Genomic DNA, 24,641 nt, shown 5'->3' with positions numbered 1-24,641 from the left:
GCCGGGCCGCGTGCCACCGCCACCCGGCGGCGTGACATCCTCGGGGCCATGACCACCGCACCCGCAGCGCCCCTCGGCACCCTCCGCAACCCGGTCGGCGCCCACGTCCCGGTGGCCGCCCGCGGGCTGGCCGGGACGGGGCTGGCGTACGCGCGCCGGGTCGGCGCCGAGACCGTGCAGGTGTTCGTGGCCAACCCGCGCGGCTGGGCCACTCCGCCGGGCAACCCCGCGCAGGACGAGAAGTTCCGGACGGCCTGCGCCGAGCAGGGCCTCCCCGCCTGGGTGCACGCGCCCTACCTGATCAACTTCGGCTCGGACAACCCGGCCACCCGCGAGCGCTCGGCCGACTCGCTGCGGCACTCGCTGCGCCGCGGCCACGCGATCGGCGCGCTGGGCGTCGTCCTGCACACCGGCTCGGCGGTCGGCACGGCGCCCGGCGGCGGCTCCCGGCGGGCCGAGGCGATGGCGCAGGTCCGGGCCGACGTGCGGCCGCTGCTGGACGAACTGGACGCCCTCGGCGAGGACGCGCCCTGGCTGCTGCTGGAGCCGACCGCCGGCCAGGGCAGCTCGCTCTGCTCCCGGCTGGAGGAGCTCGCCGAGTACGTCGAGGCGCTGGACGGGCACCCCAGGGTCGGCGTCTGCCTAGACACCTGCCACGCCTTCGCCGCCGGACACGACCTGGCGGCGCCGGGCGGGGTGACGTCCGCGCTGGACGCCCTGGCGTCGGCGGCCGGCCCGGGCCGGCTGCGGCTGATCCACGCCAACGACTCCGAGGACGTCGTCGGTGCGCGCAAGGACCGGCACGCCAACATCGGCGCCGGGATGATCGGCGCGGAACCGTTCCGCGAACTGTTCGAGCACCCGGAGACGGCCGGCGTCCCACTGCTGGTGGAGACCCCGGACCGCAAGCACGGCGGGGACGGCACCGGGCACGCGATGGACATCGCCGTACTGAAGGAACTGCGCGAGCGGGCCGCAGCCCCCGCCCGACCGGCCTGACCCGCTCGGGCGCCCGCTCGACTGGGTCCGGCGCCGCGCGGACAGCCGTGAGCCCGGGGGCCCACAGCGGCCCCCGGGCTCCGAGCTCGGCCGGATCAGCCCTCGCTGTGGTCGTGGTAGTTGAACCAGTTGGCGTGCGGGCCGAAGAGGCCGACACCCGCCGAACCGGACTCCAGGCCCTGCCCGGAGGACGGCACCGGCGCGTGGCCGAACGCCATGGCCGAGGTCGGCACGGCCACCACGGCGGCACCCGTCACGGCCACGATCACCGCGAGCTTGCGGATCTTCCCACGAAGCGACATCTACTGTCCCCTAGTTCGTCTCTGGTCCTCTGACCCGCGCCCCCGACCGGCCACATCGACCGCCCGGCAGGCTGGGCTGCGCCCCCACTAGGAGGCGCCGGGCCAACGTTTGCACACGAACACGCACGTGCCGCGGCACGCCGCAACCCGGCTGAGGCATTCGGGTGACGACATCCCTCCCCCGGGTGAACGCACTCGGACACCCGGCCGCACACCGAACGGCCGGGCCGGACCGGCGCAGGACGAGTGCCCGTCCGGCCGGTGCGGAACCGCAAGTCTTGCGGTGACCTGCCGGGCCTGCTGAACAAATCCCATTGATTTGGTGCAAGGCGGCGCCCGGTTCGAGCATGGACGGTCGCTCCACCGAGCACGAGCAGGACCACGAAAGGCGCACCACCCTCATGCAGACCAGCCCGGCCGTACCCCGGCAGGCGACCCGACCGAGCCCGCCGAACACCCCGGAAACGGTCACCGCGACACCCCGCAAGGGCGGGCGCTTCGGCCTGCCGACCGCCACCGCCCTGGTGATGGGCAACATCATCGGCGGCGGCATCTTCATGATCCCCGCCGCCGTGGCCCCCTACGGGACGGTCAGCCTGGTCTCCTTCGCCGTCCTGACCGTGGGCGCGATCGCGCTCGCACTCGTCTTCGGGCAGCTCGCGCGCCGCAACCCGCGCACCGGCGGGCCCTACGTCTACGCCCGGGAGGCCTTCGGGGACTTCGCCGGGTTCCTGTCGGCCTGGTCGTACTGGATCACCACCTGGGTCAGCAACGCCGCGCTCGCGGTCGCCGCCGTCGGCTACCTCGACGTGCTGCTGCCCGTCGGCCACTCCATCGGGCTCAGCATCGCCGCCGCGATGGCCTTCCAGTGGCTGCCCGCGCTGGCGAACCTGGCCGGCACCCGCTACGTCGGTATCGTCCAACTCGTCTCCACCGTCCTCAAGTTCATTCCGCTGCTGCTGGTCGCGGTGGGCGGCCTCGGCTTCTTCGACGCCCGCAACCTCGGCCCGTTCGACGCCACCGGGCACGGCTGGGCGGGCGGGATGACGGCGGCCGCGGCCATCCTGCTCTTCAGCTACCTGGGCGTGGAGTCGGCCGCGATGAGCGCCGGCCAGGTCCGCGATCCGGAGCGCAACGTCGGGCGGGCCAGTGTGCTCGGCACGGCCGGTGCGGCGGTGGTCTACCTGCTGGGCACGCTCGCGGTCTTCGGCACCGTCGCCCACGACCGGCTGGTCCACTCCACCGCGCCGTTCTCGGACGCCGTGAACGCCATGTTCGGCGGGTCGTGGGGCGGCACCGCCATCGCCGTCGCCGCGCTCGTCTCGATGACCGGCGCGCTCAACGGCTGGACGCTGCTGGCCGCCCAGGCGCCGTACGCGGCCGCCAAGGACGGGCTGTTCCCGGCCGCCTTCGCCAAGGAGCGGCGCGGCGTCCCGGTGTTCGGCGTCGTGACCAGCGTCGCGCTGGCCTCGGTGCTGACCATCCTCAACTTCGCCACCGGCGCCAAGGGCGCGTTCGACATCCTGGTGCTGGTCACCACCTTCACCGCGACCGTCCCGTACCTGCTCTCCACCGCCGCGCAGCTGTACTGGCTGGTGCGCGGCATGCCGGACAAGGTCGCCGGGGGCCGGCTCGCCCGGGACGCGGTGCTGGGCCTGGGCGCCTTCGGCTTCTCCCTGTGGCTGGTGGCCGGCGCCGGCTACGCGGCCGTCTACCAGGGCGTGCTGTTCCTGTTCGCCGGGATCCTGGTCTACGTCTGGATGGCGGCCCGCCGCCGGGACTGACGGCCCGGGGGCGGGACGACGGCGGCCCGGTGGCCGGGGCCGCGGCGACACGGGGCGGCCCGGGTCGGCGAGTGCCTGACGATTCGTCACGCACCTTGCCGGGACGGGCGGATGTGGACATCCTTGGCCGAAGGTTTCCCTCCCGGGCGGCTCCGGTCCATCGGCCGGGCCGCCCGCGCCGGATAGACGGGAGGCCGGAACCTCCGCACCCTGCACCGCCGTTCCGCGTGAACCTCCGTTTCCGTGAACCTTCGAGTACCGGGAGTGCCATGAAGATCCTGAGGCTGTTGACAGCCCCCGCCGCCGTCCTCGCCCTGACCGCCGGCACCGTCACCACCGCCGCGGCGGCCCCGGCACGGCCGGCCCTGAACGACGTCGTACTCCTCGGCCCCGCCTCCAACGGCCAGACCGTGCAGGTCCACACGGGTGACGTGGTCCAGCTCGACCTTCCGCCCTACCGCGACCGCACCGTCACCTGGCTGTCCTCCGTCCCGGCGACGGCCGTGCCCTCGGTGCTGCCGCAGACCTCGGGCAGCACCGACCCCGACGGCACCACGCACGCGACCTTCAGCGCGGCCGCCGCCGGGACGGGCGACCTCACCTGGGTCTGGCGGTGCGCCTTCCCGGACCACGGCTCCGCCTGCCCGCCGTTCGTCTACTACCTGCGGACCACGATCGTCGTCTCCTGACCGCACGCACCCGAACGGCCGGGGTCCGCAGGCTGCGGATCCCGGCCGTTCGGGTGCGGACCGGGGTCACCCGGGCCCGTGGCCCCGTTCGCCGGGCGGCCGTGCCTCGGACGCGTTCGCCACGACGGCCTCCGGGCGCCCGGCGCCCGTTCCCGCGAGGCGGGCGCGGGGCCGCGGGGCGTCCGGCGGCTGGACGGTGAGGACGCGGTCGGCCAGCGGGAGGAAGGCCGGGTCGTGGGTGATCAGGATCGTGGTGCGGCCCGCCATCAGGCGGCGCAGCGGGGGGATGAGCTGCTGGACGGTCTTCGGGTCCAGGCCGGTGGTGGGTTCGTCCAGGACGAGGACCGGCGTGCCGCGCAGGAAGGCCCGGGCGATGGCGACCCGCTGGGCCTGTCCGCCGGAGAGCTGGAAGCCCTCGTCGCCGATGACCGTGCCGTAGCCGTCCGGCAGCGCGGTGATGAAGCCGTGGGCGCCCGCGCTGCGGGCGGCGCGTTCGATGTCCCGCTGCGGGGCGTCGGGTCTGCCGTAGGCGATGTTGTCCCGGATGGTCGCGTGGAAGAGCTGTGCCTGCTGGGGCAGGAAGCTGATCGCCCGGCGCAGCGAGGCGATGGTCAGGTCCTGGATGTCGACTCCGTCGAGGCGGACGGTGCCGGCCTGCGGGTCCAGGAAGCGGACCAGGAGCTTGGCGAGCGTGGACTTGCCGCTGCCGCTGGGGCCGATGACGGCCAGGACCTCGCCGGAGCGGACGTCGAAGCTGACGTCGGACAGCACCGGGGCGTCGTGGCTGCCGGGGTAGACGGCGCGGACGCCCTCGAAGGTGACCCGGCCACGGACGGTACCGGTGTCCCGCGCGGTGGGGCTCTCCTTGACCGGACTGGTCAGGTCGTGGATCTCCAACAGGCGCTCACCCGAGGCGCAGGCCGCGCCCGCGAGCGGGACGAGCCCGGCGAGCTGCTGGATCGGCTCGAACAGTTGCGCCATGAAGGCGGCGAAGGCGAGCAGGCCGCCCAGGCTCAGCTCGCCGCGGATCACCTGTAGGGCGCCGACGCCCACCACGACCAGCCCGGCGAGCATCTGGAGGACGTTGAGGAGGGGCTGGTAGAGATCGGACATCCGGGCGGCGGCGAGCTCGGCGTCCAGCAGGGCCGTTCCCTCCCGGTGCACCCGCTCGACCTCGCGCTCCTCCTGGCCGCAGGTGCGGGTGACCACCACGTTGCGCAGCGTCTCCTCCAGCAATGCGGTGACGCCGCCGGCGCGGCGCTGGACCTGCCGCTCCCGGATGCGGATGCGCCGGCCGAAGAAGCCGGTGGTGAGGATGAACAGCGGCGCGACGATCAGCGCCGCCAGGGTGAGGGGCCAGCTCAGGTAGAACGCCGCGCCCGCGAACAGCACCAGGCTGACCGAGGCCACCGCGCCCTCGACCAGGCCGGTCGCGACCATCTGTTCGATCGTCGCGATGTCGGCGGTCATCCGTGCCACCAGGTCGCCGCGCCAGCGGGTCTCCAGGGTGTCGGGCGGCAGGGTGTGCAGGTGGGCCAGGGTGCTGGTACGGAGCCGGAGCAGGTACCGCTCGGCGATCCAGGTGCAGGAGTAGGTGCCCGCGAAGGTGAACAGCGCCGCCACCGCGGCCGCACCGAGCATGGTCCCGCCCAGCAGCCAGAATTCGCCGAAGTGCCGCGGCACCAGGACCTCGTCGATCAGGTCCTTGAACATCCAGACCGAGACGACCTCGCCGAAGGCGCCGAGAACGAGCAGCACCGCGCTCAGCGGCAGCCAGCGCACGTCCGGACGGACCCACGGCCAGAACCGCCGGAACAGCTCGCGCAGCGAGATGGCGGGCGAGTCCGCCACCGGTCCTTGGTCCGCGGCCCGGTCGGCCGCCTGGTTCTCCGGGCCCCCCATGGGCTGGTTCTCCGGGCCTCCCATGGGTGTCGCACCGTTCATGGAGGAACCCCACTCAGGATGAGGGGCCGGCGGTGGTACCGCCGGCCCCAGGGATGGGTGTCATGCCGAGCTGCTCAGCGCAGCCCAGACCGCCCTACTATCACCAGAAGCCGAACCGACGACGACGGCCGTGGCGACGACGGCGGCGGTCACGGTCACGGCCACGGCCGCGGTCCCTGTGGTTGAAGTAACTCATCACGACTCCATTTCTTCCCTTGCATTGGCACGCCGCACATCCACGACCTGCGCCGGACGGCGCGGACCGGGGGGAGTACGACACAGACTGCCGTTGCCGTGAGACAGCCCTAAGCGGCGGGCACGTCAGGGATGTGCCTGCCAGAGCCGGTCTCACATCTCCAGTATCCGCTTGTCGCCCCCGCTCGCAGCTTCAAGCCCGCCGACCGTGAACAGTCCTCGGCATGCGAAGGGCCGCCGAACGCGGCCGCGCGGCCCTCGCCGAAGCGGCGGATCCGGCCCCCGGGCCGACCCCGTCCGCCGAGGGGGACGGGGTCGCGGCTCCCGTGGACGGCGGGGTCGCCCGAGGACGTCCGGAAATCGGGGTTGGTGATCGGGCGGGCGGCGGGGAGCCGAGCCGGCGGGTCGAAGGAGTCGACCAAGACGGCTGCTCGGAAGGCGAGTTGGGATCCTCCCGAAGCGGGCGGGCCGACGGCCCCGCGAACCGGACACGCCCTCAGGCGTCACCCGCCGTGGAGCGTCCCGCTGCGGACGGCGATGCTCCGCGGGGTGCGGAGCCGATGCGGTCGGCGACGCTCCGTCGGCACGGGTCCGTCACCCGTGGCGCGGGCGGCTGCGGGCGCGGCAGAGGAGGGGGTGCGCCACTCCCGAACAGGGGCCCCGGCGGACTACCGGGGTGAGGCCGAACGAGTGACGGGGTGCTTCGCCCGGGCCACCGTCCACGGCGCCGCCCGGTCGCGGAGGCGGCCTCCGGGTCAGGGGCGGAGGGCGACGGCGGCGTGGCAGGAGGCCTGGGCGTCGGTGACGGCCCCGGCGTCGGCAGTGCCTTCCGGCCGCCAGCGAGGGGTGGCCGCGATACCGGGTTCGACGAAGGTCCAACCGGTGAAGAAGCGGGCGAACGCCTCGCGGGTCCAGGCCTGGACCAAGGTGCCGGCGCCGCGGTGGACATCCTCGATGCGGGCGGCCCCGGCCGGGGCTCAGGCGGCGGTGAAGTGGCTGATCACGAGGGCGGAGCCGGCGGGCAGGGCGCCCTTCGGCGTCCCGGCGATGTCGTGCGCGGCACGGCCGCCGGGCACGAAGTGCAGCAGCGCGACCAGACTGAGCGCGATCGGCCGGTCGAAGTCGAGCAGGCCGGTCTCCGCCCGGCTACCGCCCGCTCCGGGGTGCGCATCTTCGCCATTCCTGAGCGATCACGATCTTTTATGACGGAATATCGAGTGACAAACGGTCAAATAGGCTTTCGTGACCACACTTTGGTGTGACTGTCCCACCCCGACCCGCACAGTGCGCTTCGATTGCGCTGCGGGGCACAGCGGTCCCCCGCGGCCAAGCCTCCGCCGCGGGCGTGTGCGGACGGACGGTCGACCGGGCGGCACCCTCGCGGGGCGCGCGCCGGAGAGGATGGACGTGAGCGGCGAGAACGACTGGACGGTCCGGCCTCAGCAGCGGCTGACGTTCGACGCGTTCTGCGAGACCCACGAACCCGTCTGGCGCGGCCTGGTGAGGGCGCACCTGCACGACCGGGCGCTCGTCGACCAGGTGACCGGCGCCGCCAAGGACGCCCTCTGGCACCGGTGGGCACTGGCCCTGCGCGAGTCGGCGCCCGCCGCCTACGCCTGGAGGATCCTCAAGGAACAGCTCGCCGCCCCGGCCCACCAGGGCCCCTGGGGCGGGCACCCGCCCCGTACGGTCGTACCGGACTGGGTGGCGGCGCTGCACGGCGCCGGGGTCGAGGTCGGCGTCGACCTGGCCGCCCCCGAAGGCCGCGCCGCCCTCTACCGGGCCGTCCTGCGCCTGTCGGACCGCCAGTACGACGTGGTCGTGCTGGAGCACCACGTCGGCGTGGACACCGCCACCATCGCCGCCTACCTGGACATAGCCGCCGCCAACGTCCGGACCACCTCGAACCAGGCCATCGGCAAACTGCGGCGCCTCCTCGGCGCCCCGGGCCAGGAGACCCGGGAGTGAACCGCGGACCCGACCGCCCGGCCCGGCCCCGGGACGCCGTCCACCGGCCGGTCACCGCTCCGTCCGGCGCGACGTTTCCCTGACGTGCGCCGGCTGTTCCAGCCGCCCGCCCCCGCTGGCCGTCAGCCGCACCCGCGTGCGCCTGCGGGAGCCCACTCGGATGCCCCGGCTGGCGGGCGGGGCAGCGGGGCCGTGCCTACGGTGCGGTGCGAGGGGGTCACCTGAGCGGAAGGCTGTTACCGGCATGGCTGGAAAGTTCGAGCTGTACACGGACGAGAGCGGGATGCACCGCTTCCGGCTCAAGGCGAGCAACGGGACGATCGTCGTCACCGGAGACCCGCACGAGAGCAAGGACGAGTGCCTCAGGAGCATCGAGTCCCTCCGCAAGCTCGCACCGTACGCGGAGCTCAAGGAGGCGGCCGGGTCGCACTGAGGCGGCGCGGTGCGGGCGCGGGTCGGCGATGCAAATCGCCGACCCGCGTTCGCTTGTACGACAGATCCCTTTGGCCGGGTGCACGCCGGGCGCGGACAGAACACTGGCATGCGCGTCGTCATCGTCACCGAATCCTTTCCGCCCGAGGTCAACGGAGTCGCCCACAGCGTGCTGCGGACGGCCGAGCATCTGGTCCGCCGGGGCCACCAGCCCCTCGTCGTCACCCCGGCGCCCGCGCGGGGCGCCGAGTGCCCGCCGCACACCTTCGGCGGCTCCGAGGCGGTGGAGCTGCCGGTGGTGCGCATTCCGTCGGTGCCGCTGCCCGGGTACCCGCAGGTGCGGATCGCGCTGCCGAGCCGGCAGTTGGCCGCCGTCGTCGCCGGACACCGGCCGGACATCGTGCACCTGGCCAGCCCGTTCGTGCTCGGCGCGCGCGGGATGCAGGTCGCGGCCCGACTCGGCGTCCCCGCCGTGGCCGTCTACCAGACCGACCTCGCCGGGTACGCGCACGCCTACCGGGCCGGGCGGGGCCTCGGGGAGGCTGCCGCCTGGCGGCGGATCCGGGCCGTGCACCGGGCCGCGGCCCGGACGCTGGCGCCGTCCACCCCCGCCGCCCAGGACCTCACCGCGCACGGGGTGCCCCGGGTGCAGCTGTGGCCGCGCGGGGTGGACTCGGTGCGGTTCCACCCCCGGCACCGGGACGAGGCGCTGCACCGGGCACTCGCCCCGGGCGGGGAGGTGCTGGTCGGGTACGTCGGGCGGCTGGCGCCCGAGAAGCGGGTCGACCTGCTGGCCGCCGCGTCGGCGCTGCCCGGGGTGCGGGTGGTGGTGATCGGGGACGGGCCGTCCGGGCCCGGGCTGCGGGCCTCGATGCCCGGCGCGGTGTTCCTCGGCCGCCGCACCGGCGAGGAACTGGCCCGCTGTTTCGCGGCCCTGGACGTGTTCGTGCACACCGGCCCGCTGGAGACCTTCTGCCAGACCATCCAGGAGGCGATGGCGAGCGGCGTGCCGGTGATCGGCCCGGCCGCCGGCGGCCCGCTGGACCTGGTCGCGCACCACCGGACCGGCCTGCTGGTGCCGCCCCGGGACGGCGCCGCGGTGGCCCGGGCGGTGGCGGAACTGGCCGCCGACCCCGCCCGGCGGGCCGCGTACGGGCGCGCCGGGCGGGCCGAGGTGACCGCGCGGACCTGGGAGGCGGTCGGCGACCTGCTGCTGCGGCACTACGCGGAGGTCCTCGCCGAGCACCGGGGCGTACCGGTGGCGCCGACGACCGCTCCCCCGGCGATCGTCGAGCCGGTCACCGTCGTGGCGGAGCAGCCGGCATGACGGACACCGCCGACCGCGAGCCGCTGACCATCGTGCGGCTCGCGAACTTCGTCACCCCGGTCTCCGGCGGCCTGCGCACCGCACTGCGCCACCTCGGCGCCGGCTACCTGGCCGCCGGGCACCGGCCGGTGCTGATCGTGCCCGGGGAGCGCCGCTGCGAGGAGGAGGGCGAACAGGGCCTGGTGGTCACCCTGCCCGGGCCGGTGCTGCCGGCCAGCGGCGGCTACCGGGTGCTCGCCGACCGACGGGCGGTGGCCGCCGAACTGACCCGGCTGAAACCCGACCGGCTGGAGGTGTCCGACCGCACCACGCTGCGCTGGACCGGTAGTTGGGCCCAGCGGCACGGCGTCCGCTCGGTGATGGTCTCGCACGAGAGCGCCACCGGGGTGCTGCGCACCTGGGGCCTGCCCCGTCCGCTCGCCGACGCGGCCGCCGACCGGCTCAACACGGCGACGGCCCGCGCGTACGACTCGGTGCTCTGCACCACCGACTGGGCGGCGGCGGAGTTCCGGCGGATCGGCGCGCCCAACCTGGCCCGGGCCCCGCTCGGCGTGGACCTGGACGCGATGCGCCCGCTGCCGCCGACCGTGCGGGCCGGGGAGCGGGCGCGCTACGCCGGGCCGGACGACGTGCTCCTGGTGCTCTGCTCCCGGCTCTCGGCCGAGAAGCGGCCCGAGCGGGCGGTCGAGGCGCTGGCCGCGCTGCGGGCCCTGGGGCTGCCGGCCGTCCTGGTGGTGGCCGGGACCGGGCCGCTGCGGGACCGGCTGGCGGCCCGGGCCGAGCGGCTGCGGCTGCCGGTCCGCCTCCTCGGGCACCTGGGCCGGCGGGAGGAACTGGCCCGGCTGCTGGGCTGCGCCGACGTGGTGCTCGCGCCCGGGCCGGTGGAGACCTTCGGGCTCGCCGCGATGGAGGCGCTGGCCTGCGGGACGCCGGTGGTGGTCAGCCGCTCCTCCGCGCTGCCCGGGCTGATCGGCCTGGCCGGGGTGGCCGCCGCCGACACCGGGGCCGGATTCGCCGCGGCGGTACGGGAGTTGCTGGCACGCCCGGAGCAGGCGCGGCGGTCCGGCGCCCGGGCCCGGGCCGAGCGGTACGGCTGGCCGGCCGCGGTGGCCGCGTTCCTCGCGGCCCACGGCGTACGGAACTCCGGTGCGGTGGAGGAGGGGTGGGATGAGCGTGCTCGGCACCGGGCGTGACCGGTCCGCGGACGGCCGACCGGCCACCGGCGGGCCGGTGCGGTTCGTCGCACTCGGGGACTCACTGACCGAAGGGGTCGGGGACCCGGTCGGCGAGGGGTGGCGCGGCTGGGCCGCCGTCCTGGCCCGGTCACTGGCACCCGAGGGCGGCGACGTCGAGTTCACCAACCTGGCGTGCAGCGGCGCCCTGACCGTCGATCTGACGGTCCGCCAACTCCCCGCCGCACTGGCGCTCCAGCCACGGTTCGCGGCCGTGGTGGTCGGCGGCAACGACACCCTGCGAGCGGGCTTCGACGTCCGGCGCACCACCCTGGAGCTGGACGCCACCCTGGGCGAACTCTCCAGCCACGGTGCCGCCCTGCTCACCGCCTGCCTGCCCGATCCGGGCACCCTGCTCCGCCTGCCCGCGCCGCTGGCCCGCCCGCTGGCCCGGCGGATGCAGGCCGTCAACACCGTCGTGCACGCCCTCACCGCCCGGCACCGGGCGGTGCACCTGCACATCGCCGAACTACCGTGGTGCGCGCAGCGGCGGCTGCTCAGCGTCGACCGGCTGCACCCCAGCGCCGAAGGCCACCACCTGATCGCCCGCGGGTTCCACGAGTTGCTCGCCTCCGCCGGCCACCCCCTCGGCCCACCGCCCGCCGACACCCCCGCCGAAGCCCCGCCCGGCCGGGCCGCCGACCTGTGGTGGATGGCCACCCAGGGCACCCGCTGGGTCGCCGCCCGCAGCACCGACCTGCTGCCCGGGCTGCTCGCCCTGGCGGCGGCCGAAGGCCTCGCCCGGTTGCGCGGGTCGAGCGGGCGGCACGACGAGCAGATGGCCCGCGCGGCGGCGCAGGCGCTCGCGTCGCTGGGGTGAGTCGGCGGGGCCGGCCCAGGGTCGGGGGTCCAGCGCGGCTCGTGGGGGAACCATGAAGGGGGTCGGCCGAGTCGTCGGGAGGACACGGCGTTCGGATCGGGCCTGACGGAGGGAGCAACGGTGGACGCGTCATCCGGGAGCGGGCGGGAGTTGCTGGCGGCGGCAGGAGTGCTGTTCCCCGACGAGCAGGGGCGGGTGCTGGTGGTGCGGTTGCCCTACGACCGGAAGCATCCGGTGGCGATCCCGGGCGGCGGGTGGGAACCGCAGGACCGGTCGCCCCGGGAGACCGCGCTGCGCGAGGTGGTCGAGGAACTGGGGTTCACGCCCCGGCTGGGACCGCTGGCCTGCGTCGACTGGACGCTCGACCACTTCCGGCCGCCGATCGCCGCCTACCTGTACTGGGCGCAGCCGCTCACCGCCGAACAGGCCGCGGCGATCCGGCCGGACGTGACGGAGGTCGGCGGCTGGGCCTGGGTGACCCCGGAACAGGCGGGCCACGCGCTGCCGCCCCGGCTGTCCCGCCGGGTCACGGCCTGCCTGCGGGCACCGCGGTCGGCCGGTCCGCTGGAGCTGGAGGACAGCACGCCCGTGGGGCACACCCTCGACCACCTGTCGGCGGACGAACCGCCGCCCGCGTACACCGGGCTGGCCGGGGTGCCCGCGCTGGGCGCCGCGCCCGGCGGGCCGGGGAGCGGGTCCGGGCCTGGGGCCGGGCCTGGGTCTGGGGCCGGGTCCGGGCTCGAGTTCAGGTTCGAGTTCGAGCCGCCGATGGACCGGGCCACCTACATCGCCACCCGCCCGCGGATCCGGGCCAAGGCGCGGGCCCTGTTCACCGACGACGCCGGACGGGTCCTGCTGGTCCGGCTGCGGCCGTGGGACGGGCCGCGCGGTCGGGTGCCGTACTGGACGCTGCCGGGCGGCGGGATCGAGGCGGACCGGGAACTGCCCCGGGCGGCCGTCCGGCGCGAGATCCGCGAGGAACTGGGCTGGGAGGTCGAACCGGGGCGGCTGCTGGCACTGGACTGGCAGCCCGGGGCGGCGGCGGACCCGGAGGCCGACCCGGCGACCGGGCGGGACACCGCCGTGCTGGTGTCCGTGTTCGACGGGGGCACGGTGACGGAACGGATGCTCGGTTCGATCACGCTGCCGGAGGAGGAGCTGGTGGAGTGGCGGCTCTGCGACCCCGCCGAGGCACGGGCGCTGCTGACCGGCCCGTCCTGGGCCCGGACGGCCGCCGCGCTGGCCGCGCGGGAACGGGCGGGCGGGCCGGTCGAACTGGTGCGCGGACGTGCCGCCGGGTAGAGGAGGGCGGGTTCAGGAGGGCGGGTCGGGCAGGGTTGTCGGGCGGGGCGGACAGTGCCTGGCCTGGTGGGTCACACTGGGGCCATGCAGAACGGGATCACGCAGAACGGGATCACGGAGGTGCTGGCCGGCCGGCGGGTGGCGTCGGTCAGCGGCGGCGACCGGCTGGACCTCACCCTCGACGGGCCGGTGACCGTCCGGGTGGCACACGAGTTCCGCCTCGCCGCACCGTCCTTCGCCGCCCCGGCCGAGGTCGAGCACTACTTTCCGGCGCTGACCGTCCGTCCGACCGGTACCCTGCTCGCGCTCGTCGGTCGGACCGTCGACACCGTCGAGATCACCCTCGCCGGCGGGCTGGAGCTGGTCTTCGCGGAGGGCGGCGCGCTGTCTGTCCCGCCGCACGCGCAGCTCGCGCCGTGGAGCGTGGAGACCGCCGAGGGGGCAGTGTGCGCGGGACTGCCGGGCGGCGAGGTCCGGTGGACGGCGCCCGGCGCGGCCTGAGCCGCCGCCGGGGGCCGACGCGTCGTCCGGTCAGACCTCTCGGACCTGTCAGAGCTGTCAGACCTGTCGGAGCTGTCAGATCTGACCGACCCCTCAGACCTCCAGGTCGCCCTCGATCCTGGTGAGTTGGTGACGGGCCATCGCCAGGTTGGCCCGCGCCTTGTCCAGCGCCAGGTAGAGGAAGAGGCCCTTGCCGGTGCGGCCGGCGAGCGGCCGGATCAGGTGGTACTGGGTGCTGAGGGTGATCAGGATGTCCTCGATCCCGTCCTGCAGGCCGAGCATGTCCATGGTGCGCATCTTGGCGCGGACCACGTCGGTGTTCCCGGCCGCGGCCACGTTGAGGTCCAGCCCGCCGGGGCCGTCGAGGGTGGCGAGCGCCATGCCGCTGCTGTAGTCCACGAGTGCCGCGCCGATGGCGCCCTCGATGCTGGTCATCGCCTGCTTGAGCGCGCCGGCTGCGTCGGTCATCTGGGTAACTCCCTTTCGGTGGTGGGGTGGTGGGGTGGTGGGCTGCTCGGGTGGCGAGGTGCTGCGGTGCTGCGGTGCTGCGGTGCTGCGGTGCCGGGTATCAGGCCGGGTCGCGGGGGTCCTTGGGGAGGAGGCTGTCGTTGAGCAGCCCGGCGATCCGCTGGGCCGAACGGCGGGCCTCCAGGTGCAACCGGCCGACGTTGACGTCCGGGTGCGCCAGTAGGGCCAGGACGCAACTGCCCCCGGCCGCGTAGGTGGCGACGTAGCCGTGCTCGCCGCGCACCAACGACTCGCGGAACTCGCCCTGGCCCGTGGTGTCGGCGAGCCGTTGGGCCAGCGACAGCGAGGCCGCGGTCATCGCGGCCAGGCCGGAGGGTTCCGTCCCGTGGGTGTCGTGCGCGACCAACAGGCCGTCCACGCTGGCCACCAGGCCTCCCGCGAGGTGCGGGACGCGGTGCTTGACGGCGCGGAGCTCGGCGAGCAGTTCGGTCTCCAAGGCGATCAGTTGTCTCCTTCCGACACGCTGCTTGAGCGCCCGCCTCATGGCCGGGACGGCGGGGTCGCGGGCGGAGAGTGGTTCAAAGTCGGGCCTCCAGAAGGGTTCGGACCCGGGTCAGCAGCGCGATGTCCGGGTCGGGGACGGCCAGCGGGTGGGCCGCTGCCGTGATGGGCGGGCGATCGGAGCGGGCGGGGGCCACGGGGCCGCCGGGGGCCACGGGGCCGGGCGGCGTGGCACCGGTGAGGGTGGCGCCGGGGACGCGACGGTGCAGACCGCCGGCCGGGCGGGCGGGAGTCGGCGCCTCGGCCTCCGCGACGGGCGTCGCGGGCCTCGGTGCCGCGGGCGTCACGGGCGTCACGGGCGTCACGGGCGTCACGGGCGTCGCGGGCGTCGCGGCGCTCGGTGCCACCGGCCGCACGGTCGGCGGCGCGGCCGGCGGTGCGGCGTGCCGCGGGGCGTCGAGCAGCCCGGCGGCGGCCAGGCGGCGGACGTCCGCCGTCACGCCGAAGCCGGACCGACCGAGCAGGCGCGCCAGGTCCGCCGGGGTTCTTCGGCCGTCGGCGTGGTCCAGCAGTTCGCGCCGGCGGCGGCCGGGCGGGCGGTGCGACGACCGCGGAACCGGCGCCGCCGCGCGGACCGGCGCGGTGTCGAGCTGCGGCCAGGGCCAGATCCGTTCCAGCAGCCGGCCCCGGCGCTCGACCTCGCGGCGCAGCCGACCGGGGTCGACCGCGGCCACCGGGCCCAGCCAGTGCCGGGCGTCGGGCTCGAATCGCCAGACGCCGCCGGTCCGGTCCGCGAGCACGAAGAACGCGGCGTCGAAGAGCGTGCCCAGGTGGCCGAGTTCGAGCTCGCCCCGGGTGAGCAGCCGCCGTTCGACCAGCGCCTCGGCGACCCGGGCGCGCGGGCCGTGGACGCGGAGCAGTTCCGCCCAGTCCTCGGGGGTGAGCCGGCCGCAGCCGGTGAGCAGCTCGGCCAGGCCTGGCGCGCGCGGGGAGTCGGCGTGGACCACCTGGCCGTCGACGAGGTGCAGGCTGCCGAGCGGGCCGCACAGGGCGCCGGTGGCGCGGCGGGCGGCGAGCACGCCGAGGGCCTCGCCGGGGGTCTGCGGCGGGGCGAGCGGGAGGTCGGCGGCGGTCGCGGCGGTCATCCGGGCCACCGCCCGGTGGAGCGCGGACGGCGGGGGCGGCCCGTCCGGCGCACTGGCCGAAACCCGACGGCTGCGGTGGGGATCCCGCTCACCCCAGCACCAGTTCCTCGGCGAGCGCCTGGAGGCGGTAGCGGGCGGCGGCGAGGTTGCCCTGGGCGCGGTCGAGCCAGAGGTGCAGGACGAGGCGGCTGTCGAAGACGGTGTCGATGAAGCAGATGAGGTGGTAGCTGCGGCCGGCGGTGACGATGACGTCCTGCAGCGGCGACCGCCGGTCCTCCGCCCCGGTGAAGGTCTGGCTCTCAACGGCCGCCCGCACCAAGTCGGTTGTCTCGGCGGCCGCGGTCTCGTGGTCGCCGGTCGGGCACTCCCCGAGGCTGCCGAGCGCGAGTCCGCTGCTCCAGTCGACCAGGCTCGCGGAGCGCGCCCCGGCGATCGACATCGCTCCGGCGAGGCATTCGTCGATACCCGGCACACCGGCTCCTTCGAGGGGGTCTGGGCAGCCGGGCGCAGCACGGCACGGCCGGACCGCCACCAGCAGTGGCGGGCTCGACACGGAAGGCTACTGCTGGATTCCATATGACGAACATTCCAATGGCATATTCACATCACTAGCGTCCACTTCCGGCCAAGGTGTGGCGATGGATCAGCCGCCGACGGTGAGTGAACCCGCTGGCCCGGCCGCCGCCGCGAACCGCCGTCCGCCGACCACCTGGTACGGGACCTTGACCGATAACCGGCCGCGCGGCGGGGTTTCGGTCGTCGAGATGCGATAGGAGGGCCGGTCGAACGCCCTCGGGAACATGACGAAGGGGCCCGTTCCGCTGGACGGAACGAGCCCCTTCGAGTGGAGCGCCAGGCCCGGGTCGCACGGACTCTTCCTACTGAAAGTAGGACGTGCTCTGGTAGCACCGCTGACGCCTGTTCGGGAGATCGTTTCCCTCCCGACGAGAAGAACAGTAGCAGGTCATCACGCCTGCTCAGAAATCGGATGGCGGAGCGGAAACGGTCAGGCCGGCAGTGCCCGGCAGCCCGCGACCAGGGCGGTGAGGCCCAGCCGGCATCCTGCTCGTGCTCGCCGTGGCGGTGCCGGTGCGCCGTGGCGGTGCCGGTGCGCGGCGGCGCGCACGGCCGCGGCCCTGGCCGACGGCCTCAGACCTGGCCGACCGCCTCGGCGAGCAGCCGGTAGGAGTCCAGGAGCGCGGCGCGGTCGTAGGTGCTGGTGGTGATCAGGAACTCGTCCGCGCCGCTGCGCGCCACCAGCGCGGCGAGTTCGGCGGCGGCCTGCTCCGGGGTGCCCGCGATGTGGCCCTTCAGCGACTGCTCGTAGGCGGCGTGCTCGCGCGGGCTCATCGGCCGGGCCAGGATCTCGGCGGCGGGGGCCAGCGGTGGGAACTCGCCGTGGGTGCGGGAGTATGCGCCGGACCACGCCTCCGGGACGAGCAGTTCCCTCGCCCGGTCGGCGCTCCCGGCGACCGCGACCGTGCCCGAGACCACCACGTACGGCTCGGCGGCCTGCGCCGAGGGGCGGAACCGGCTGCGGTAGCGGTCGATCGCCGCGAGCATCCGTTCCTCTCCCCGCGCGGCGGCGATGACCAGCGGCAGCCCGGCGTCGGCCGCCAGGTCTGCGCCCGCGCCGGTGGCCAGGACGAAGGCCGGCACCCGTAGGCCCTCGGCCGGGCGGGCGTGGACGCCGGGGTGGGTCTGCTGCGAGCCGTCGAAGTAGCCGAGCAGTTCGGCCAGCTGGGCGCCGAAGTCGTCCGCGGAGTCCTTCTCCCGGCCCAGCGCCCGCCGGACGCCGTCGGTGAACCCGACGGAGCGGCCGAGCCCCATGTCGATCCGGCCGGGGAAGAGCGAGGCGAGCACCCCGAACTGCTCGGCCACCACCATGGGCCGGTGGTTGGGCAGCATCACCCCGCCCGTACCGACCCGGATCCGGGTGGTGGCGGCCGCCACCGCCGCGGCCAGCACGGTCGGCGCCGATCCCGCCACCCCGGGCACGCCGTGGTGCTCGGAGACCCAGAAGCGGTGGTACCCGAGCCGCTCGGCCTCGCGGGCGAAGGCCACCGTGTCCCGCAGCGCCTGCGCCGGCTCCTCGCCCCGTCTGGTCCGGGAGCGGTCGAGGACGGAGAGCCTGGTCGTGGGCGTCGCGCTGGTCACGTCGGTGGACAACGCCCGCCACCGAGCCGGGCATTCCCCCGGCGCGGGCCGACCGCTCAGGAGGCCGCCCCCGGTATTCGGCCGCGCCGGGCGCCGCCCGGCCGCCGGCCCCAGGGCTTGAACACTGACAGGACGACGTTGAACAGGTAGAGAGCCAGGGCGACGGACGGGGCGATCACCGTGGCGTAGCGGACGAACCCGAGGTCCATCGCCGCGATCGGCCCGGTCGGGTGCGCGTCCACCACCCGGACCGCGTCGTGCAGCCGGTCGGTGAGGGCGAGGACCGAGGCGGCCATCGCCCCGAGGGTCAGCCAGAACTTGGTGCTCACCCAGTAGTACCGGAACAGGCCCCAGGACGTGCCGAGCCCCAGCACCACCCCGCTCAGGAAGGTGAGCAGGCCGAGCCCCAGCACCACCCCGCTCAGGAAGGTGAGCAGGCTGAGCGGCAGGATCAGCGCGTCGCCGAGGATGCCCATCGCCCGGTAGGCCGTTCTCAGCCGGTCGGCGTCGTCGGTGGTCAGCGCCGTCACCGCCAGGGTGAGCAGGCAGAGCATCAGTGCCAGCCAGCTCACCGAGACGGTGACGTGCAGGACGACCAGGCGATTGCGCGCCGACGGCGACAACCGGCGCCCGGTCGGCCGCCGTTGGGCGACCGGCCGGTGGGCGCCTTGGTCCGACGCCGGCTCCGCTCCGGTGGACGAGCGCACGGGTACCTCCTTCGAGTCAGGGCCACGAGGACGAGACCAGACTGACCCGGTCGGCCCTCGTCGGGCATCTGCCGATGGAAGTAACCTCGACTACTCCGAGGCGAGTACGCGCCCCCGCTCCGGCCCCGTCGCCCACCTCCCCCGGAAGTGCTCCGGACCTACCCCGGATCTACCCCGGACCTATCCCGGGAGCACCCCGGCGGTACCCGGGAGCAGCCCCGCACGCACCCCGCGCCCCCGGTCAGTCCGTGACCGCGAAGCCCTGCGCCGCGCCCAGCCGGTGCAGCGAGTCCTGCCCCGGGATCCCGTCCGCGGCGGCGTCCGCGTACCCGCAGCGGCGCTGCCACCCGGCGTAGGCGGTGACCGTCAGGCTGCCGAACGAGCCGTCCACCCAGCGCTGTTCGAGCAGCCCCTCGTCCGCCAGGGCCTGCTCGACGATCGCCACCTCGGCACCGTACGTCCGGTGCCCCTGCTCGGCGCCGGGGTCGGTGCGGGCCGCCGCCACGACGTGCGCGAGCGACACCGTCCGGGGCCCGGGCAGGTAGCCGAGCAGCCGCCGCAGCGAGCCCTCCCCCGGCACGCCGTCCGCCGCCTGGCCGGAGTAGCCCAGACTCCGCTGGTAGTCCGCGTAGTTCTCGGTGTCCGCGTCGGTCCAGTTCGGCCCGGGGCCGGAGCGGTAGTGGGCGCCGAAGCCCTGGGCGACGAGCGCCCGGCCGACCACGGTGACCTGGTAGCCCTGGGCGCCGTAACCGTACTGGAGGCCGTTGATGGTGGTCCGGTACCGGGCCGGGTCCGCCGGGGGCGCCGGGGGCTGCTGCGAGGGCGGGGGGATCGGGGTGCCGGGGCCGGCCGTGAAGTCGGGCCAGGAGCCGGGGTCGGTGTGGTCGTTGAACGGCACGTGGGCGTGCGCGTACCAGCCGCCGCAGGTCTCCCACACCTGCTCGTCGCGGTGGCTGGTGAAGTCGACCGGGCGGCCCATCGGCCACGTGTCGGGCACGCCCCAGGAGGCGATCCAGGCGTGGATCCGGTCCCAGCCCGCGCAGGGGGTGTCGACCAGTCGCGGGTACACGGTGCCCTGGTGGCGGCAGTAGGGGAAGAACACGGCCTCGATCTGGATGACCACCCGGCCGGCCCGGTTGGTGCGGGTCGGGCTCGTCGTCGGGCTGAGCAGGCTCTTCGAGCGGGAGTCGGCCGGGAACAGCTGGGCGATCCGGCCGCCGAACGGATCCCAGATCAGGTGCGGCGCATCGCCGGCGCCGCTGCCGGTGAAGTAGCTGACCAGGTCGTCGAACGAGCACCAGTCCTGCGGCGCGGCGGCGGTGGCGTTGCGGTCCCAGGTGATGTGGGCGATGGCCTTCGGCGGGTACTGCTGGTCGGTCGGCGCGTGGTCGCCGAGGTCGTGGATCTCGGCACCGGGCAGCCACAGGTCGGACATGCGGTCTCCTCCAGGCGGCGAACGGACGTCGTTGCGGGTATCGGCAGGTCCGCCCTCCGGATTGACCCCAACGGCGCAATCCACGGCAATGAACCGCCCACACCCGCGCGCCCGTTCGGATCAGTGATGGGAATTCGTCCTAGCGTACGAACCCGGGGGCCCGCGCCGCGCGCCGCCGGACCCACGCTCCGCCCTGCCCGGAAGGGAGCCCGAGAGGCTCCGGAAAGCCGTCGGGCGGGGGCGCATTCCACCCCGTCGCAGCCGCCCTGTCAATCGTTGACTTCGGAACTGGTCTAGTCCAAGTTGGTGCGCTCAAAGCACTCATACCGTCATCACCGCCACGATTCTGACGACCCGACGGAGATTCCATCGCCATGCAACGAGTCTGCCTCGCCCTGCCCACCATGCGACCCTGCCCCGGCACCATCGCGGAACTCGCCGAGGAGGCGGCCTACGCCGTCGCGAACTTCGGGGTCGAGGTGCACCTCCTCATCCTCGACACCACCGGCGCCGTCGAGTTCGCGGAGAACGCGGGCGCCGTGGCCGCGCTGGAGCCCACCCCCGGCGTGGTCGTCCACCACCTCGGCGAGGCGCAGCAGCGGGAGTTCCTGCGCCGGGTGACCGAGCGCTCCGGCGCCGCCGACCCCGAACTGCTGCTCGACATGATGCTCCCGCAGGCCGTCGCGTACGGCTCCTGCGTCAACCGGCTCTTCCTGGGCGCGGCCGCCCTGGGCTGCACCTCGGCGCACCTGCGCAACGACGACTTCGACTTCCAGGTCGTCGACGGTCGGAAGATGTTCCCGATCCACCAGGAGCTGCTCTCGATCGGCCGACCGGCCGGCGAGGCGGTGGCCGGCGTGTCCCGCTCCGAACTCGACCCGGCCGACGCGGACAAGCCGGTGATGCTGGTCAGCGGCTCCTTCATCGGCGAACTCAACGTGGACATAGGCGAGATCCACGAGCTGGACCCGGCCGTCTACCGCGAGGTGGTGCGCCTGTGGGCCCCGCCGGTGTGGTCGGAGGAGGAGAAGGACGCGATGGTGGACGTCTCCTTCAAGGGCGCCGGCTCCGAGCCGTTCAGCACCGACCACTCCGTCGTCGGCGTGCCCGACATCTGGGACGTCTACATGTGCAACATCGCCCTGGACCACCGGGCCTACGAGGTGCTGCCGCTGCTGCCCTCGCTCGAGACCATCGGCAGCGACTACGCCCTGCTGCACGCCATGGTCCACTCCCGGCTGCCCGGCGTCGTCCACAACCGCCACATCGTCAACTACTACACGCCCGAGCGCCGCACCGGCGCCGGCTTCATCAACTACCAGCTGCGGTTCGTCAAGTTCCTGCTCTCGATGCTGTACCTGTACCCGGTCTACGGCGGGATGATCGACCTCGGCCGCGGGATGCTGGACGAGCGGCACGGGCTGAAGGTCGAGCCGATCCTCGACCTGGTGCGGGGCAGCGTCGACTGGGACCGGGCCGGGAACGAGCACTGCCTGGACGTCCTGGACCGCTCCTACCGCAAGCTGGGCGGCAAGTACGCCGAGCTCGCGGACGTGGTGGCCGAGAAGCGCCAGCAGCTCCTGGACGAGGCACAGGAGGACGCCGCGCGCTGGGCGGTGCTGATGGAGGCCTGGGCGGCGTTGGTGGCCGCCTCCCGCGCGGAGGGGCTCGGCACCGCTTCGGAGGTTCCGGCCTGGTGAGCGAGGACCTCCGGATCCGGCTCCTGGCCGACGGCGACTGGGACGCCGTGGTCGCGCTGGAACACGACGCCTACGCGGCCGACGGCCTGTCGGAGGGCCGGGAGGCGCTGCAGTCCCGCGCCCTCGCCTCGCCGCGGACCTGCTTCGTGCTGGAGCAGGGCGGCACGGTCCGCGGCTACCTGCTGAGCCTGCCGTACCCACCGCTGCGCTGCCCGGACCTCAATCGGTCGGAGGAGGCGGTGTTCGCCTCGGACAACCTGCACGTGCACGACCTGGTGATCGCCGAGGACCTGCGCGGCCGGGACGTCGCGCTGGGGTTCATCCGGCACTTCCGGGAGCGGGCGGAGGAGCTGGGCTACGAGCGGATCTCGATGGTCGCGGTGCGCGGGGCGGACATCCTGCTGCGGCTGCTCGGCTACCGCGCGCACCGGGACGTGGCGGTCCCGGCCTGCTACGGCAAGCGCGCCGTCTACATGTCGATGCCGGTGACGCCCGGCTGACCTGCGCCGGGTCGGGCGGCGGGGGGGGGGGGGGGGGGGGGGGGGGGGCCCCCCCCCCCCCCCCCACGACCGGTCCCGTACACCGGTCAGCCGCGCCCGACGGGAGCAGCACAGCACGGCCGCCGGTGAGGCCGCGCCGGCCAGGTCAGGACAGCACGGCCGCCGGTCAGCCGCGTCGGCCAGGTCAGGACAGCACGGCCGCCACCAGGGCCGCGGTGTCGGCGATCAGCGCCTCGTCCGCCGGCGCGGCGGCGTCGCGCTTGGTGGACAGGACCGCCAGCACGATCGGCCCCCGGCCGGGCGGCCAGGCGATGCCCGCGTCGTTGGCGGTGCCGTAGCGGCCGGAGCCGGTCTTGTCCGCGACGGTCCAGTCCTTGGGCAGTCCGGCGCGGAAGCGGTTGCCGCTGGTCGTGTTGCCCAGCAGCCACCCGGTGAGCCGCTCCCGATCCGGCGCTTCGAGGGCGTCGCCGAGGGCGAGCCGGGCGTACGTCCGGCCGAGGGCGCGGGGGCTCGTGGTGTCGGTCACCCGCCCCGGCTCCGCCGAGTTCAGTTCCGGCTCCCAGCGGTCGAGCCGGGTCACCCCGTCGCCGATGGAGCGGCAGAAGCCGGTCACCACGCCCGGGCCGCCGAGTTCGTGCAGCAGCAGGTTGGCCGCGGTGTTGTCGCTGTACTCGATGGCGGCCGCGCACAGGTCCGCGACCGTCATGCCGTTGGCCAGGTTGTCCGGCAGGCCGGTGATCGGCGCGTAGCCGGACCTCTCGACGTCCTGTTCGCCGTAGCGGATCCGCCGGGCGAGGAATTCGCCGTCGGAGTCGAGGTCCCGCAGCACCGCGGCGACGGCGATCGTCTTGAACGTCGAACACATCGGGAACAGCTCGTCCGCCCGGTACAGCACCGTCCTGCCGGTGGCCAGATCACGCCCGAAGACCCCCAGCCGCGCGGAGTGCGCCTGCTCCAGCGCACGCAGGCGGGCGGCGGTCTCCGCGCCGTCCGCACCCTGGGCGAAGGCCCTTCCGCCGGTGGGCAGCACGACGGTGAGCGCCGTCGCGGCGACCCCGGACAGCACTCCACGCCGACTCGGACGCACGTCCATGATCATCTTCCTCCGCTCGTACGGGACACCGGGCATGACGACGGTGCGGTCCAGGTGTCCGACATCCGTCCGTCCCCTGTCGAGACGCGGCTCGCGGCGGATCCGTTCCCTCGACCGGCCCGTCCGGGTAGCAGTGGCCCCCCTGGCCACGCCCGCCCCGCCCCCGTCCGGGCCCGGTTGCAGTTCCGTCTCCGTTCCGTCCGGCGGGGCGCGCGGCGTCCTCCGGTCCGGGATCGTGGGGGCAACGGCTCGTGGGGCGGGGGGAGTTGCCATGGGGGACGGCCAGGGGCTGGTGCCCGTCGTGGTGGGTGTGCTGGTACGGGCGGCCGCGGGGGTGGCGGGCGGCCCGGGGCGGGCGGTGGCGGATCTGGTGCGGGCGCGGCTGCGGGCGACGCCGGAGGGCGCCCGGGCCGTGGACGCGGTCGAGGCGGACCCGGGCGACGACCGGGCACGGGCCGGGCTGACCACCGCCGTCGGCGAACTGCTCGCCACGGACCCGGCGTTCGCCCGGTACCTGGCCACCACCGAGCTCGGCCGGCCCGCCGACCCGCCGACCGTCCACCTCCGGGTGGATCCGGCGGTCGCCGGGGCCCGGGCCCGGGCCGCCCGGCATGGCGCCGCTCCCGTCGTCGTCACGCTGGCACTGGTCGTGGTCGCCGCCCTGGTCGCCGTCGGGATCAATCTGGGGTCGCGCCCGCTGCTGCGGCCGGGCGGGCCCGACCTGGCCCACGCCGGGCGGACGCTGCGCGACCCCGCCCAGGTGCAGGGCGTGCTGCCCGGCCTGCGGGCCATGCCGGGCGGTTGGCAGGTGGAGAGCGGCCCGCAGTCTGGGGCGGGCCCGGGCGAGGACGTGCCCTGTCTGCTCCCGGACGCCTGCGACCAGCAACTCGCCTACGCCACGGTGACGTTCCGTGCCGTGACCACGCACAGCGCACAGTTCACCGTGGTCACCTTCGCCTCCGCCGACGCCGCCGGCCGGGCCTTCGACACGATGCTCGCCCACGTCGGCGGCACCGACGCGGCCGCCGCCGTCCCCCTCCCCTCGATCGGCGACCAGCGCGCGGCCCGGACGCACGGCGCGGAGGGGGCGGAGGCCCTGGTGCGGGTCGGCGGCACGCTGCTGTACGTCCGCGATTCGGGCCCGGTCGCCGACGCCGCCACTCCGGTGCTGGCCCTGTTCGCCCGGCTGCTGGCCGAACGCGCCCAGCAGGCCGAGGACGGCCGCGAGCCCGACGCCGCCGCCCAGGGGGCCACCGCCTGACCCGGCCACCCTCCTGCCGCGCCCCCGGCTGAACGCACCGCAGCCCCGACCGAACGCACCGCACCCCCGACCGAACCCGCCGCACCCCGACCGAACCGGTCGCCGGGTGCGGCTGCCGTTGCGCGGGGCCACCGGTGGGGCCACCGGTGCGGCTGCGCGGGCCCGCTCCCCCGAATGCA

Annotated in this window: 23 protein-coding genes and 1 pseudogene; 13 read left to right on the top strand and 11 right to left on the bottom strand. The window is 74.9% G+C overall.

What is annotated here, in order from left to right:
- Window positions 1-48: 48 nt before the first annotated feature.
- Window positions 49-999: a deoxyribonuclease IV gene (locus ACIPLC_RS17865; RefSeq protein WP_400473928.1), complete on the top strand. Its 951-nt coding sequence runs from the start codon at window positions 49-51 to the stop codon at window positions 997-999.
- A 95-nt stretch (window positions 1,000-1,094) separates the two neighbouring features.
- On the opposite strand, the gene ACIPLC_RS17860 is transcribed toward ACIPLC_RS17865, so the two are convergent.
- Entirely contained in the window at window positions 1,095-1,301 is a 207-nt protein-coding gene (locus tag ACIPLC_RS17860) for a hypothetical protein (protein WP_400473927.1), read from the bottom strand.
- Between the two features lie 401 nt (window positions 1,302-1,702).
- On the opposite strand from ACIPLC_RS17860, the gene ACIPLC_RS17855 reads away from it, so the two are divergent.
- Together ACIPLC_RS17855 and ACIPLC_RS17850 are read left to right on the top strand one after the other, a co-directional pair.
- On the top strand, window positions 1,703-3,085 hold the full coding sequence (locus ACIPLC_RS17855) for an amino acid permease (RefSeq protein WP_400473999.1): 1,383 nt from the start codon (window positions 1,703-1,705) through the stop codon (window positions 3,083-3,085).
- 269 nt (window positions 3,086-3,354) lie between these two features.
- The gene (locus ACIPLC_RS17850) at window positions 3,355-3,774 is read left to right on the top strand and encodes a hypothetical protein (RefSeq protein WP_400473926.1); all 420 of its coding nucleotides are present in this window, start codon (window positions 3,355-3,357) and stop codon (window positions 3,772-3,774) included.
- A gap of 66 nt (window positions 3,775-3,840) precedes the next feature.
- Here the strand turns inward: ACIPLC_RS17850 and ACIPLC_RS17845 are convergent, their stop codons facing one another.
- Both ACIPLC_RS17845 and ACIPLC_RS17840 read right to left on the bottom strand, forming a co-directional pair.
- Window positions 3,841-5,676, bottom strand: coding sequence for an ABC transporter ATP-binding protein (locus ACIPLC_RS17845; protein ID WP_400473925.1), 1,836 nt, complete (start codon window positions 5,674-5,676; stop codon window positions 3,841-3,843).
- Window positions 5,677-6,668: 992 nt separating this feature from the next.
- Window positions 6,669-6,989, bottom strand: a pseudogene (locus tag ACIPLC_RS17840) (SAM-dependent methyltransferase).
- Between the two features lie 331 nt (window positions 6,990-7,320).
- Between ACIPLC_RS17840 and ACIPLC_RS17835 the strand changes: the two are divergent.
- The 7 genes from ACIPLC_RS17835 to ACIPLC_RS17805 all read left to right on the top strand — a co-directional run bounded on the left by ACIPLC_RS17835 (window position 7,321) and on the right by ACIPLC_RS17805 (window position 13,495).
- Window positions 7,321-7,881 (top strand): RNA polymerase sigma factor, encoded by a 561-nt coding sequence (locus ACIPLC_RS17835; RefSeq protein WP_400473924.1) that lies wholly within the window; start codon window positions 7,321-7,323, stop codon window positions 7,879-7,881.
- Window positions 7,882-8,125: 244 nt separating this feature from the next.
- Window positions 8,126-8,314: a YegP family protein gene (locus tag ACIPLC_RS17830; protein WP_400473923.1), complete on the top strand. Its 189-nt coding sequence runs from the start codon at window positions 8,126-8,128 to the stop codon at window positions 8,312-8,314.
- Between the two features lie 108 nt (window positions 8,315-8,422).
- Window positions 8,423-9,640, top strand: coding sequence for a glycosyltransferase family 4 protein (locus tag ACIPLC_RS17825; RefSeq protein WP_400473922.1), 1,218 nt, complete (start codon window positions 8,423-8,425; stop codon window positions 9,638-9,640).
- Window positions 9,637-10,833 carry a glycosyltransferase gene (locus ACIPLC_RS17820; RefSeq protein WP_400473921.1) on the top strand — a complete coding sequence of 399 codons (1,197 nt, stop codon included), beginning with the start codon at window positions 9,637-9,639 and terminating at the stop codon, window positions 10,831-10,833. The genes ACIPLC_RS17825 and ACIPLC_RS17820 overlap by 4 nt, the downstream gene beginning before the upstream one ends.
- Entirely contained in the window at window positions 10,808-11,692 is an 885-nt protein-coding gene (locus tag ACIPLC_RS17815; RefSeq protein ID WP_400473920.1) for an SGNH/GDSL hydrolase family protein, read from the top strand. The genes ACIPLC_RS17820 and ACIPLC_RS17815 overlap by 26 nt, the downstream gene beginning before the upstream one ends.
- A 120-nt stretch (window positions 11,693-11,812) precedes the next feature.
- A complete protein-coding gene (locus ACIPLC_RS17810; protein ID WP_400473919.1) occupies window positions 11,813-12,994 on the top strand; it encodes an NUDIX domain-containing protein in 1,182 nt (393 codons plus the stop codon).
- Window positions 12,995-13,078: 84 nt separating this feature from the next.
- Window positions 13,079-13,495 (top strand): DUF6188 family protein, encoded by a 417-nt coding sequence (locus ACIPLC_RS17805; RefSeq protein ID WP_400473918.1) that lies wholly within the window; start codon window positions 13,079-13,081, stop codon window positions 13,493-13,495.
- A gap of 93 nt (window positions 13,496-13,588) precedes the next feature.
- Here ACIPLC_RS17805 and ACIPLC_RS17800 read toward each other — a convergent pair whose 3' ends face one another.
- The 7 genes from ACIPLC_RS17800 to ACIPLC_RS17770 form a co-directional block, all read right to left on the bottom strand.
- Entirely contained in the window at window positions 13,589-13,963 is a 375-nt protein-coding gene (locus tag ACIPLC_RS17800; RefSeq protein ID WP_400473917.1) for a hypothetical protein, read from the bottom strand.
- Between the two features lie 100 nt (window positions 13,964-14,063).
- Window positions 14,064-14,459: a roadblock/LC7 domain-containing protein gene (locus ACIPLC_RS17795; protein ID WP_400473916.1), complete on the bottom strand. Its 396-nt coding sequence runs from the start codon at window positions 14,457-14,459 to the stop codon at window positions 14,064-14,066.
- Window positions 14,460-14,541: 82 nt separating this feature from the next.
- Window positions 14,542-15,609 carry a hypothetical protein gene (locus tag ACIPLC_RS17790; protein WP_400473915.1) on the bottom strand — a complete coding sequence of 356 codons (1,068 nt, stop codon included), beginning with the start codon at window positions 15,607-15,609 and terminating at the stop codon, window positions 14,542-14,544.
- Between the two features lie 88 nt (window positions 15,610-15,697).
- Entirely contained in the window at window positions 15,698-16,081 is a 384-nt protein-coding gene (locus tag ACIPLC_RS17785; protein WP_400473914.1) for a hypothetical protein, read from the bottom strand.
- Between the two features lie 677 nt (window positions 16,082-16,758).
- Complete coding sequence (locus ACIPLC_RS17780; protein ID WP_400473998.1) at window positions 16,759-17,766, bottom strand: MsnO8 family LLM class oxidoreductase; 1,008 nt, start codon at window positions 17,764-17,766, stop codon at window positions 16,759-16,761.
- Between the two features lie 56 nt (window positions 17,767-17,822).
- Window positions 17,823-18,473 (bottom strand): DUF2269 domain-containing protein, encoded by a 651-nt coding sequence (locus ACIPLC_RS17775; protein ID WP_400473913.1) that lies wholly within the window; start codon window positions 18,471-18,473, stop codon window positions 17,823-17,825.
- Between the two features lie 241 nt (window positions 18,474-18,714).
- Window positions 18,715-19,908, bottom strand: coding sequence for a peptidoglycan-binding protein (locus tag ACIPLC_RS17770; RefSeq protein ID WP_400473912.1), 1,194 nt, complete (start codon window positions 19,906-19,908; stop codon window positions 18,715-18,717).
- A gap of 374 nt (window positions 19,909-20,282) precedes the next feature.
- Here ACIPLC_RS17770 and ACIPLC_RS17765 point away from each other — a divergent pair, with 374 nt between their 5' ends.
- Window positions 20,283-21,608: a DUF6271 family protein gene (locus ACIPLC_RS17765; RefSeq protein ID WP_400473911.1), complete on the top strand. Its 1,326-nt coding sequence runs from the start codon at window positions 20,283-20,285 to the stop codon at window positions 21,606-21,608.
- Complete coding sequence (locus tag ACIPLC_RS17760; protein WP_400473910.1) at window positions 21,605-22,108, top strand: GNAT family N-acetyltransferase; 504 nt, start codon at window positions 21,605-21,607, stop codon at window positions 22,106-22,108. Before ACIPLC_RS17765 ends, ACIPLC_RS17760 begins: the two co-directional genes overlap by 4 nt.
- 184 nt (window positions 22,109-22,292) lie before the next feature.
- Here ACIPLC_RS17760 and bla read toward each other — a convergent pair whose 3' ends face one another.
- Entirely contained in the window at window positions 22,293-23,207 is a 915-nt protein-coding gene (gene bla / locus ACIPLC_RS17755) for a class A beta-lactamase (RefSeq protein WP_400473997.1), read from the bottom strand.
- A gap of 265 nt (window positions 23,208-23,472) precedes the next feature.
- On the opposite strand from bla, the gene ACIPLC_RS17750 reads away from it, so the two are divergent.
- Window positions 23,473-24,462, top strand: a complete 990-nt coding sequence (locus tag ACIPLC_RS17750; RefSeq protein WP_400473909.1) for a hypothetical protein — start codon at window positions 23,473-23,475, stop codon at window positions 24,460-24,462.
- Window positions 24,463-24,641: the final 179 nt, after the last annotated feature.

The organism is Kitasatospora sp. NPDC086801 (assembly GCF_044745805.1).
Lineage (GTDB): Bacteria > Actinomycetota > Actinomycetes > Streptomycetales > Streptomycetaceae > Kitasatospora.
The sequence above is the reverse complement of the archived record's forward strand: the minus strand, read 5'-3'. Positions and strand labels throughout refer to the sequence as shown.